Here is an 11138-nt window from a genome sequence, read left to right on the forward strand (position 1 = left end):
TGACCCGACTGTCGCGTCTTCCGCGGGAGGTCGATCAGTCTCGCGCGCCGTTTCCGGATCCGCCGCAATTTGCAATGTGAATAGTTCACGAGGTCGCCTCGAAAACAAGTGAGTCACCGACAGCCAGTCCATGCAAACGCGCCGCGCAGGCTGCCATCTCCAAGGTATGCGCCGCGCGCAGACTGAACACCATGCGCCGTCTGGGCACGTTGTGATGAATGGCAACGACGCGCTGGCGCCGGTCGAGAAACAGCACGTCGATGGCAAAGCGCATGCCGAACGTGTGAACCGATCCGCAACGCCGCAAAAGCAGCGCTTCCCCTGAGGCGAGCGAGTCGTGGCCCAGCAAACCACGCATGCGCTCCTGCGCGGTCTCCGTGATCGACACGTCGACGCCGATGTCGCATCCGCGAACGTGAAGGCATGCTGGCTTCACAGCAAACCTTCCTGCACGAATTTCATCGCGATCGGAAATCCCAGCACGATGAAAGTGATCGGAAAGATGAACACCAGCAGCGGGAACACCAGTTTCACCGGGGCTTCCATGGCTTGTTTCTCCGCGCGCTGAAAGCGTTCGGACCGCCGCTGTTCCGACTGAAATCGCAATGACTTCGCGAGCCCCGAACCCATCCGCTCGGCCTGCACAACGGTGCCGACCAGATTCGTTACTTCCTTGATGCGCAACCGGTCGTCCAAACGGTGCAACGCTTCCATGCGATTCAATCCGGACTTGAGGTCGCGCAGCACGTGCTCCAATTCCCAGCGCAACGGGCCTTCGGGTCCTTTTTCAACAGCCTTCTGAATCGCGCCATTGATGTTCAGGCCGGCTTCGACGGCGAGCGTCAGGAAGTCGAGGTAGATCGGCAGATGCTTGAGAATGCGCGCGACACGGCGGCGTCGCACATCGCGCGTCCAGATGCGTGGGTAGAAGTAACCGAGTACAGCGGCGCCAATCAGCCCCAGCAGTGAAAACATGCCGAGCAGCAGCATGAGCAGAAGCGCCACCAGCGAAGCCAGCGCTGATCCAATGATCGACAACGCGATGAACTGACGCGCATTCATCAGGAACGTGAGCGACGTCAGGCGCAATTGCAGATCGGTTTTCTCGACCAGCTTCGGGCTGAATCTGTCGCCGAAATGATGGACGACGAAATTGACGAGCGGCCACAGCAGCCGCAACGACTTCGGCAGCGGATCGAGGAAGACGCGATTCTCTTGCGGCACCGCGCCAGTCAGGCCGCTGATCGATTTATACCCGACGCCGAGAATGACGATCAGGCCGACGCTGATCGCAAAAGCAATGAATAGCAGCATAGTTCACACGTCGATGTTGGTGATTTTGGTGATCGAGAGATAGCCGAGAAACTCCATCACGCCGATCACGGCCAGTGTGGCCCAGCCGATCGGCTCGTTGAAAAGCGGCGCCATCGCCTTGGGTTCCATGAAGCGCAGCACCAGCATCAGAAAGAGCGGCAGACAGGTCATCACGATGCCCTGCATGCGGCCCTGCGATGTCAGCGCCCGGATCTTGCCTTCCATCTGCAGTTTCTCGCGCAGGGTCGCCGCGACGGACTCCAGCGCTTCAGCGAGGTTGCCGCCCACCTCACGCGCGATCGTGACGGCCGCGGTCATCATCAGAAAATCGGGGATCGGGATGCGCTTCTCGACGTTGCGCATGGCAATATCCAGGTCGATGCCGAGACGGATTTCCCGCATCAACAGATCGAATTCCTGCGAAATCGGCGGGGTCGTTTCGTGCACCACGGCTTCGAGGGCGATCGGGAAGCTCGCGCCGGCGCGCAGTGCGCCTGACATCATCATCAGCGCATCGGGTAGTTGTTTCTCGAGCGTTTCAATGCGTTTTTGACGCATCCGCTTGAAGTATTTTTTGGGCAGTATCATCGCGATCGGCACGGAGACGAGTGCGATGAGGACGCTGTGAGTCATTAGGAAAACGATGATCGGCAGGCCGATCATCACGACCATGCTCCACGCGGCGGCCCTTTGCCGACTCACGAAGACGAAAGCATCGGCGAGCGACGATTCGATTTCGCCGGCCATTTGTCGCGAGCCCGCTCTGAGCGTGGATGTGCCCATGCGCGAAAGCAGGAAAATCAGCACGAGGCTGCCGAGGAACATCGACGCGAGAATGATGGGAAGACTCATGATCGACCTCTCACTTGCCACGCGTGAAGATTTCGGTATTCACCGGAATACGCCGACGAATCAATTCTTGATAGAAGTCGGGGATATACGCAGTGGGTACGAACTTGCCCTGAATCTTGCCGTTCTCGCCGAAACCTTCTTCCTTGAAGACGAAAACATCTTGCAGCGTGATGACGCCCGACTCCATGCCGCTGACTTCGGTAACGTGCGTGACGCGGCGCGAGCCGCAGGAGAAACGCGACTGCTGCACGATGAGGTCGACCGCTGAGCAGATCTGTTCACGGATCGCCTGCACTGGCAAGTCGAGTCCGGCCATCAACGTCATGACTTCGAGACGCGCGATACAGTCGCGCGGCGTGTTGGCGTGAGCGGTGGTGAGCGAGCCGTCGTGACCGGTGTTCATGGCCTGCAACATGTCCAGCGCTTCGCCGCCCCGGCACTCGCCGATCACGATCCGATCGGGGCGCATCCGCAAGCAGTTCTTCACCAGATCGCGGATGTGAATCGCACCCTTTCCTTCCATGTTCGCGGGTCGCGCTTCGAGCGAGACGAGGTTAGGCTGCGACAGTTGCAGTTCCGCTGCGTCTTCCACGGTCACAATGCGCTCGTCGTCGGGAATGTAGCTCGACAACACGTTGAGCAAGGTGGTCTTGCCCGATCCCGTGCCGCCGGAAATGATGATGTTGGCGCCTTGCTCAACTGCGGTGTGCAGGAATTCGAGCATATCCGGCGACATGGAGCCGAACTTGAGCAGATCCTCGCCGGCCAGTTTGCGCTTGGAGAACTTTCGGATGGTGATGCTCGGGCCTTTCAGCGCGAGCGGCGGAATCACGGCATTCACTCGCGATCCATCAGCGAGGCGTGCATCGACCATCGGCGAGCTTTCGTCGATGCGGCGGCCGATCGGCGCGACGATACGTTCGATCGCGCCGAGCACCGCGCGGTCGTCGGTGAAGATCACTGGGGAACGCTTCAACTGTCCGTGCTGCTCGATGAAGATCTCGTTATGGCAGTTGACCATGATTTCGGATACGGTCGGGTCAGCGATCAGTTCTTCGAGCGGTCCCAGTCCGATGATTTCGTCGAACACGCTTTTCTTCAGCGTCTCGAGCGGAATGTCCGTGGCGCGGAAGCTGGGGTCGTGGTTCAGGATGTCGTCGAGCGCGGCGCTGACAGTCTTGTGCAACTCGTCCTCTTCCATGCGAGCTACATTCAGTCGCCGTAGGTCGAGCGCGGCAATCACTTTCATGTGAGCCTGCTTGCGCAGTTCGATGCCGAGTGGGCTGTTGATTGGCGCAACCGGCAATTGCGGGGCAGCCGTTTGTTTCGTGCGCGCCGGTTGTATTCGCAGAGGGGCTCCGCCCGGCGATTTGTTCTGAGCAGCCTGATCTTCGTGTGTCGTCGCGGGCGCTTGCTGGACGGCGAACGGCGACGCTTGTGCGGCGGTATGCCCAAGCGAGGAGTCCGCTGATGCCGATGTCGGAGAAGTCGCCGTGAAAGCGGGTTCGACATGAGCCCACGGATGAGCCTCAGCGGAATGTGCGGCTTGGGGCGCAACGTGCGAGTTTTGAGGCGCCGCGTTAGGCATCGGCGGCGCGTGATGCGCCGGCTGCGCCGCAGCAGCGGCGCGAACGATCTTGATCGTCGCCATGCCGATTTCGATCTGGTCAGCCTCAGTCAGCGGTCCGTAGCGCGTGATCGCTGAACCGTTGACGAGTGTCGCCGCAATCCCGCCCTGATCTTCGATGTAGTACGCGCTATGTTCTCTCACGATGCGCGCCTGCAGCTTGCCGATCAGCATCCCCTTGACGATGATGTCGCAGCTTGCGTCCTTGCCAATCGTGCAGCCACGTTCGACCTGAAGGGTGCGTATGGGCGTGTTACGCACATGGACTTGAAGATTGAGCATGGTGTTCCTCCGCTAGACGCGATCAGTTGGCCGGGTTGCCGAGCACGCCAACTTGCTCCGGCGGCAACTTGCCATCCGAAGCCGGGTGCGCCGAATCACGCGGGGTAGGTGGCACTGCCGGCGGTTGTTGCGCAGCGGTGAGCATGCGCAGCGCGTCCGCCACACCTGCCGGTGGTTGCGAGGAGAGGGGCTGAACGGGGGGCGTGGTTGCCGGGCGAGGTTGCTCAGGAGCGGGCGTCGGAACCGGCGTTGCTTGCGCTGCGGCCGATGCCTGCACGCGAGGCTGAACCGGAACCGGGACGGGAATCGGAGGGGGCGCTTGAGTCTGCGCGCTATCCGCAACCGGCGCAGGCGCCTGCTGCGGGATCGGCGCACTCAGCGGCGTGCTGCGAATGGGCGTGGGAAGCAGCGCGGGCGTGGATTCGATTGGCTGTCGCGGCGCTGTCCTACGCGTGGCCTTCTCCTGATCTGCGATGAGCGGTTCAGGATTGCCATACTCCTTATGGAAGCCTTGGTCCATTCGATCGGCGCGTGCGAGCAAATCGGTATTCGGCGCCAGTTCCGGATCGGAAATGACCGGCGTCACAAAAATGATCAGATCGCTTTTCTTGGCGCGAAAGGCGTCCGATCGAAATAGTTGGCCGATGATGGGGATCTGGCTGAGAAACGGTATGCCATTGGAATCGTTGGCTGCGTCCGCGCTGACCAGGCCGGAAATGGCGAGCGTTTCGCCGGCGCGCATCGAAATGTCTGAACTTGTGTTGCGGGTCAGGAAGCCCGGCATGCCGGCAAACGTCACAGTGGGGTCGATCTGGCTGATCTCGGTGGTCAGATGCGCGGAGATGATGTTGTTCGCGTCGACGACGGGCACGATGCTGAGCTTGATGCCGTAGTCTTTGTACTCGACGTTCGTGGTGCCGAGCGCGCCCGATTGTGGAATCGGCACTTGGCCGCCCGCCAGGAAGCTCGCGGTACCGCCGCTCTTCGTATTCAGTTCCGGCGCTGCGAGCACGTACGCATCACCATTGTCGACGGCGAAATTGATTTGCGAGGTGATGTTCGTGGCGATGCCCGCGAGAAAGTAGCTCGTGCCCGCGGTGACCGCCTTGGCGGCGCCCGTTGCGACGCTGGCAGCGCCGCCGATCTGCGGGCCTTTGAAGGCGCTGTCCCACGAAATGCCGAGACTTCTCTGCGCATTGCGTGTGACTTCCATGATCTGAACCTTGAAATGGACCGTCTTTCTGAGTGCTTCCCCTTCGTCGACCGTAGTGGTGTCGATCACGTTCTTCATGTCTTGCGTGGCCGATTTGATGATCGCCACCATGTCGCGATGTACGACGCCGGATAAGACGATGTTCGAACCGATCCCGTCGATGCGCAGCCCCGATACCGACTTCAACACCTCCCGCAGTTGTTCCAGCGATGCGCTGACCTCGGCTTTGGCGATGCGCACGGTGCTTTGCAGCGCGATGCCCTTTTCATTCCACACGACGAGAGACGTGATGCCGTCCTGTTCGCCGAGCAACATCAGGCTACCGTCCACCACATTCGCTGTGAGCAGTTTCCCGTTGCCGATAGCGATACGCTTGATCGTGCCTGGAATGTGCAGGATACGCACTTCGCCACGGAACATTTCGAGAACACGCACGCCTGCTGATGCACTATCCGATGCCGGTAAGTGTGCGGTTTGAGCGAACGCGACCGGCGCGGCCTCGCAAAGCAACATGCCGATGAGGACCGACCGCAGAACCCCGCGGCGCAACGGTGCCGCATTGTGTTTGACTTTCATGGTGTGAAACCTGTGCTCAGTGCTTTAGTTCTGCTTCGACGCGCTGGGCGTAACGGCCTTCTGCAGTTGTTGGGCGATCGCGTTGGCCTGCTCGTAGAGACTCGGCTGGCGCTGCGGCGAGGCGGGCGTGGGTTGAGCCGCTGCAGGCGGCGCGGTGTCGGCGCCCGGCGCTTCTTGCGAAGAACCCGACTGCGTGCCTTGGGGCGTAATCACGCTGGTGCTGTTCGTTCCACCGCCAGCAATTACTTCGACGACCTGAGGCGCCGGCCCGTTGCCAAGGGTTGTTGTTCGGTGCGACGGGTCCATGAACACGTCGCTTTCCTGGACTAGCGACGGGCCGTCCTTACCTTTGTCGTCCGAGTTGCGCAGGATGAGGCGCAAACCGCCAATCTTTTGTGCAAGGGCGATACGTCCGACGTCGTCGACCGGTACTTCCAGAGTGATGGTGGTGTAGCCCGTGCCTTCCTGGCGGCTCATGGCGCTGCTATTGGCGTTTGCCTGATCCCACTGGGCGGCCTCGCCGGCGTCACGCGGGCGCATGTCCTGCCCGGTCGCCAGAACCAGTATGTCCGGCATGATTAGTTGCGCGACTTTCTTGTCGTCGGAAGCGTGATCTTCGTGGAATACCTTGCCGAGCCAATACACGTCGACGCGGTTGCCCGGGCGGAGCATCAAGGCTGTCGAGTTGACCGTGTCGATTTCCACCGTGACGGCGCGTTTGCCGGCCGGCAGGATGTCCGAAAAATCGCGGCCGCTCAGGGCATCGATGTCGCTAGCACGCAGGGGCAAACCGCGGCGTACCGGCTTGACGAGGCGTGACTGGCGATATTTTTCGAAGTTCTCCACGCGGATCATGTCGTCGTAGACCAGATCGGCTTGGATCGGGCGCGAGACGAAGTCGCTGCTCGACAGCGGCGTGCCGACCGGGACGTCCTGTGCGGGCACGACGACCTCCACGTCGGCACGCCCGTGGTTCGCCGCAATGTCGGCCTTGAGTTTTTTCTCGCGGTCGCTGAGATATTTGTAGAGGAGGAACGTCAGCCCGCCTGCGACCAATACGGCGAGGAACAGGAGTACCCAGGAGTTCGCGAGAAGCGAACGGAGATTAATTTTTTTAAGCATGACCAATCGACCGTTGCGGGTCAGGGAAGCGAGAGGGTGAAGCTGTAGGCGCTAAAAAACGATTTGAAACTGGAGACGAGGGCTGTGAAGGGCGCCACGGTGTCACCTGCCGCCATTAGCAGAACCCCAATAAGCGCGGTCGTGACGACGAGGTACTCCGCATAGGCTTGGCCACACTGCCGGCTGCGCCGCGCCGCGAAGAAAGTGAAACGTCCCGGTTGTTGCATTTCAACGGTTCCTCGTTGCATTGATGACCGCGACGGTTCTTCCATCGTTGTCTGAAAAACTCACGTCCACACTGTCTCTACCGTGTTGCATCGCGAATGCCGTGCCTTGGGCGGTTGGTTTGCCTGCGGATTGGTAGTCCGGTTGACGGCCCACACTCATCCATCCCTGCGCGACAAGACTGTTGCGATATCGCTGCGCATTCCAGCGCGCGTCGCCGGACATGCCGAGCAGCCAGGTGCGTCCGGTTTGGCCCGGATCGTGGCTCTCGACATCTGAGAGAACCTTGCTGCCTTCCGGCAGCGGCACTGCGGAATCAGGAATGCGGTGGCCAACTTCACTGTTGCCAAGCCGGATGACGCTCATCAGCCCGCGTGTCCGGGCACGCTCCGGTTGTGGCGGGATGTTGAGCACGTAGAGGCACTGGTCGTCGAGTGCGCTAAGCATCAGTCCGGAAGAGTCGGTACGTCCTTTTGCCGGTACGTCTTCGTTGGTCCAGAAGTCGCGGAATGCCTTTGACACATCGCCTGTCGTTCCCGCGAACTCCATGCCGACCACCGAGGTGGGCACGCCATTCACGATCATGTCGCGACCGAAGGCCTGGACGCTTTGCGGTGGAACCGGCGTTTTGTTGCATGCGGTGCCGGCCACGGCGGACCCGGTGATCAACACGCAAATGAGGCAGCCGCCGCGCACGAACTCGTAAGCAGATTTCATTGGTTCAAGCGAGTTGGCGGCACGACGTCTTGCCGAATACGGCCGAATTCAAGCGTCGAAATTTCAGGCGCGTATTTTTGCAAGCTCCTATATCCGGTCGATGGCACCAACGTGGCGTTGGCAGCCGGCACCGCCTGGCTGAACAGGGCTTTGTTGCTATCGGAGCCGTCCGGCACCCAGCTGTCGGTCGTCAGCACGTTGGTATCCGAGAAGGTCAATCCGCTGAATGCAGGCAGTTGATCGTCTTTCGGCCAGAGTCGCTTGAGCACATCATTGTTCTGGGCGACAGAAATGCTGAGCGTGCCGGACCGCAGTGAGCGCGTCGGCAAATTCAGATGGGCGAGATACTGATTGCCGGTGGCGGTCGGCACGGCCCACTGGGCGAGCGCCGAACTGGTCTGGCCGCTGGCGAGATCGGCCGCGACGCCCGTGCCGACCGCAACGTCGCCCGCCGACGCGAGCAAGGGATTGCCACCATAGTCGTTCCACATTGCCGGCTGGGATGCGGATAGTTGATTCTGCGTGCGGTCTGCGCTGGTGACCGGCGAACCGTCGCCTGCCAGGATGCGTTGCATCACTTCGCCTTTGAGTTCGGTGTCCAGTTTGCTTGTGCCTAACGCAGCACTGCCGTATGCGCTGGACCAGCCTTCCGTGGTCGTTGGATCACTGACGAGGTTCTTCGTGGCATCGCCATCCGTCCACACGGTGCGTTCCCATGCGAGGTAGCGCGAGCCCATCAACGTACGGTTACGGATGTCGTTGAACTTGCCGAGCATGACGATGGCGAGGAGCAGCACGCTCATGACCATGGTCATGGAAATGAGAAATTCCACCATCGCCTGGCCGGTTTGCCGGACGTTTGCCGTGTCGATTCGTTTCATTGCTTTTGTACCTGCGATGCTGCCGAGATCTGGCTTGCTTGAGCCGCTTCGCGTTCGCCGTCGCTGACCGGTGCGAGCCTGGGTTGCCAGTACGGGCTGAACAGGCTTGGGTATTCGGTGGCGTGGTCCTCGCGTGCCCACTGGTTGGCGTTGACCAGGCCGCCAAGGATCGATCCGCTGAAGGTCGTTTCATCAGGGCGCACGAAATAAGCGTTGGCGCTCGATAGCGCGCGCATTGCGCCGCCGGCTGCGTTGTCGTTGACTTGCATGCGTCCACCGCCTTTGAGGCCCACGGTCTTCACAAGCGTGTTGGCATTGCGGGTGACTTCGATAGTGATGCGCGGCGCTTCGCTGGCGAGTTGCACGCCACTGACTTCCTGATAGGGGAGCAGTCCACCGTTAGCGGGATCGAGCGAGGCGCCGGGGCCGAGCGAAAACTGTTGCGCCATCGCTTCCGGCACTTGCCATCCCGGTGTGGGACTGCCCGTATAGCCGAAGTTGAAGTATCCACCGTAGCCTTCCCAGTCTTGCCATGCGGCGAAGGGGGGATGGCTCATAAAACTGTTGATGTTTCCGTTTGCACTACCGCCGGACCCGGCAATGCCACCAAATGTTCCGAGACAACTTACCCGTACTTGCGCGGTACTGGCGTCGATAGACTGCCAGCCGGACTTGTCATTGCGTAACTGGGTGCCACCAGCGTGTGTGACGTTTACGGTAAACGAGCTGTTCGCGCCACATATGCCGTTGGCTGTGTCGTTCATCTGCTGGAAGTTGGGCGCGACGCTGCGGCTGGAGTCGCGATTCTTGACGAATCCGTCGAGTGTGCTTTGGGCCGTGACCACATCGGCAAAGTCGTCAGTCCCGGTCGTGCCTGCGGGAATGACGGTAGCCGTGTAGGAGTTCCATGTAGCGAGTTGCGCGGCATTGCGCGGACTGATGAAGTATCCGCTGGTGACGCGCGTGTCGGCTTGATTGAGCTGCGCGATGGCGTCGGCTGTGTCGGGGACGGCGGTGAACACCGCTACATGGTAGTTCGCCTGCGCAACGCTCAGTGCGCGATTGAGCGAACCGATGCTTCTGGTCACGGTAGGCAGCAGTGTGTCCAGCGCGGCGCGTACCGGCCCAATGTCGGCTTTGCCGATCTTTTTGGGTGTACTCCATTGAGCCGGATGATCCGCCAGACCGTTGATCGTATTGTCGAGATCCGACGGCGAGTAAGTCGCGTCGAGTTCGTCGATCCAGGATTTCAGTGCGACCACCTGCGCGGCGGTGACCTGATTGGCGACCATCGCCCGGTTCGTATAAGCCGAGAAGTTGTAGTCGCGCGCCTGCAGCACTGCGGCGCTGTATGCGGCGGCGTCGGCAGTGTTCTGAAGTTTGATTTTGGCGCTCGTCATCTGGAACGAGTTGAACGCCACATACAGGCCGATGCAGCCGGCCAGCAGAAAGATCAGTGCAGGGACCAGCGCCTGCCCGCTAGCGCCGGCGACCCTGGCCCTGCCCTTGCGGGCAGAGGGTTTCATCATGGATATCGCTAATCTGAAGAGATTAGTTGCCCGTGTTGTTGCTGTCGTTATACGTGCCCATGTTCTTCGTGTGGTTGGCGTTGCTCGTCGCCGTGTTCGCGTTCGACTGTGCCGTCGAGATGTTGGCCGCCGCATCTTTGCCGGACATTTCTATGGCAAGGCCAGACGTTTGGTTGCGCAGCGTTTGACCGAACAGCGAATACACGCCGATTGCCGAGACAGCGATCAGGGCGACGATGATGATGTATTCCGTCATGCCTTGGCCGAGCTGCTTATTTTTTCGGCGAATTTGTGTAAGTTTCATGATGTCTTTAGCAAAAGAATTGATGTGAAAGGAGGCGGGCTAGACACGGCTGTGTAAGTTTCGTCGTCGTGGACGGAAAGCAAATGAGAAAACTCCCTGTTCAAAACGCATCGGCAACAGTGTCGGAGGCGAAGTATAGGAATGCAGAGGTCTTACAAGGCGTCGAAATTTCCCAATTTCCGGGGCGTAATTACCCATGCTGCATGCGCATGAGACCTGGAGTGGTTTATCCAGGCATCATGAAAACTGACGTATTGATATACCTATTGGCTGAAGTCGAGCGCGCAACCGACAACAGTCATAGCTCATACCGCGGCATTTCGGCGATCGCCCTGTTCGTCCCGCTTTCGCCCCGACGCACTCATTCGAACGGCTGTGACTTCTCCAGCGTCTATACGGAAAATTCCCACGTGCTTTTCCCGTTTCCTGATTTTTAGGGATAAGGCTGCCGGTTAGATTTGCGTTGCGTGAAAAACTTTGGATCGAGCTTTCAAGG

12 protein-coding genes are annotated in these 11138 nt (G+C 60.0%); 1 reads left to right on the plus strand and 11 read right to left on the minus strand.

The features are described from left to right. Nucleotides 1–85 precede the first annotated feature (85 nt). The 11 genes from P0D80_RS15200 to P0D80_RS15250 form a co-directional block, all read right to left on the minus strand. Nucleotides 86–436, minus strand: coding sequence for a DUF192 domain-containing protein (locus P0D80_RS15200; protein WP_408284952.1), 351 nt, complete (start codon nucleotides 434–436; stop codon nucleotides 86–88). Then, nucleotides 433–1314, minus strand: a complete 882-nt coding sequence (locus tag P0D80_RS15205) for a type II secretion system F family protein (RefSeq protein WP_408284953.1) — start codon at nucleotides 1312–1314, stop codon at nucleotides 433–435. The genes P0D80_RS15200 and P0D80_RS15205 overlap by 4 nt, the downstream gene beginning before the upstream one ends. Before the next feature lie 3 nt (nucleotides 1315–1317). After that, nucleotides 1318–2166, minus strand: a complete 849-nt coding sequence (locus tag P0D80_RS15210) for a type II secretion system F family protein (RefSeq protein WP_408284955.1) — start codon at nucleotides 2164–2166, stop codon at nucleotides 1318–1320. A 10-nt stretch (nucleotides 2167–2176) separates the two neighbouring features. Continuing rightward, nucleotides 2177–4075, minus strand: coding sequence for a TadA family conjugal transfer-associated ATPase (locus P0D80_RS15215; RefSeq protein ID WP_408284958.1), 1899 nt, complete (start codon nucleotides 4073–4075; stop codon nucleotides 2177–2179). 22 nt (nucleotides 4076–4097) lie between these two features. Then, nucleotides 4098–5864 carry a type II and III secretion system protein family protein gene (locus tag P0D80_RS15220; RefSeq protein ID WP_408284960.1) on the minus strand — a complete coding sequence of 589 codons (1767 nt, stop codon included), beginning with the start codon at nucleotides 5862–5864 and terminating at the stop codon, nucleotides 4098–4100. A gap of 24 nt (nucleotides 5865–5888) precedes the next feature. After that, the gene (gene cpaB, locus P0D80_RS15225) at nucleotides 5889–6986 is read right to left on the minus strand and encodes a Flp pilus assembly protein CpaB (protein WP_408285064.1); all 1098 of its coding nucleotides are present in this window, start codon (nucleotides 6984–6986) and stop codon (nucleotides 5889–5891) included. Nucleotides 6987–7006: 20 nt separating this feature from the next. Further along, nucleotides 7007–7213 (minus strand): hypothetical protein, encoded by a 207-nt coding sequence (locus P0D80_RS15230; protein WP_408284963.1) that lies wholly within the window; start codon nucleotides 7211–7213, stop codon nucleotides 7007–7009. Nucleotide 7214: 1 nt separating this feature from the next. Continuing rightward, entirely contained in the window at nucleotides 7215–7862 is a 648-nt protein-coding gene (locus tag P0D80_RS15235; protein WP_408284965.1) for a hypothetical protein, read from the minus strand. 62 nt (nucleotides 7863–7924) lie between these two features. Next, on the minus strand, nucleotides 7925–8809 hold the full coding sequence (locus tag P0D80_RS15240) for a hypothetical protein (protein WP_408284968.1): 885 nt from the start codon (nucleotides 8807–8809) through the stop codon (nucleotides 7925–7927). Next, the gene (locus P0D80_RS15245; protein ID WP_408285067.1) at nucleotides 8806–10335 is read right to left on the minus strand and encodes a pilus assembly protein TadG-related protein; all 1530 of its coding nucleotides are present in this window, start codon (nucleotides 10333–10335) and stop codon (nucleotides 8806–8808) included. Before P0D80_RS15245 ends, P0D80_RS15240 begins: the two co-directional genes overlap by 4 nt. Nucleotides 10336–10360: 25 nt before the next feature. Then, a complete protein-coding gene (locus tag P0D80_RS15250; RefSeq protein ID WP_408284969.1) occupies nucleotides 10361–10642 on the minus strand; it encodes a Flp family type IVb pilin in 282 nt (93 codons plus the stop codon). Between the two features lie 83 nt (nucleotides 10643–10725). Between P0D80_RS15250 and P0D80_RS15255 the strand changes: the two genes are divergently transcribed. Next, on the plus strand, nucleotides 10726–11079 hold the full coding sequence (locus P0D80_RS15255) for a hypothetical protein (RefSeq protein WP_408284971.1): 354 nt from the start codon (nucleotides 10726–10728) through the stop codon (nucleotides 11077–11079). Nucleotides 11080–11138 lie beyond the last annotated feature (59 nt).

The sequence above is a fragment of the Paraburkholderia sp. RL17-373-BIF-A genome (assembly GCF_046030175.1).
Lineage (GTDB): Bacteria > Pseudomonadota > Gammaproteobacteria > Burkholderiales > Burkholderiaceae > Paraburkholderia.

Coding starts and splice junctions, on each gene's coding strand:
- cpaB (WP_408285064.1), bottom strand. CDS start 6,986: ATGCTTAAAAAAATTAATCTCCGTTCGCTTCTCGCGAACTCCTGGGTA.
- P0D80_RS15255 (WP_408284971.1), top strand. CDS start 10,726: ATGAGAAAACTCCCTGTTCAAAACGCATCGGCAACAGTGTCGGAGGCG.
- P0D80_RS15205 (WP_408284953.1), bottom strand. CDS start 1,314: ATGCTGCTATTCATTGCTTTTGCGATCAGCGTCGGCCTGATCGTCATT.
- P0D80_RS15240 (WP_408284968.1), bottom strand. CDS start 8,809: ATGAAACGAATCGACACGGCAAACGTCCGGCAAACCGGCCAGGCGATG.
- P0D80_RS15220 (WP_408284960.1), bottom strand. CDS start 5,864: ATGAAAGTCAAACACAATGCGGCACCGTTGCGCCGCGGGGTTCTGCGG.
- P0D80_RS15250 (WP_408284969.1), bottom strand. CDS start 10,642: ATGAAACTTACACAAATTCGCCGAAAAAATAAGCAGCTCGGCCAAGGC.
- P0D80_RS15230 (WP_408284963.1), bottom strand. CDS start 7,213: ATGCAACAACCGGGACGTTTCACTTTCTTCGCGGCGCGGCGCAGCCGG.
- P0D80_RS15210 (WP_408284955.1), bottom strand. CDS start 2,166: ATGAGTCTTCCCATCATTCTCGCGTCGATGTTCCTCGGCAGCCTCGTG.
- P0D80_RS15215 (WP_408284958.1), bottom strand. CDS start 4,075: ATGCTCAATCTTCAAGTCCATGTGCGTAACACGCCCATACGCACCCTT.
- P0D80_RS15245 (WP_408285067.1), bottom strand. CDS start 10,335: ATGAAACCCTCTGCCCGCAAGGGCAGGGCCAGGGTCGCCGGCGCTAGC.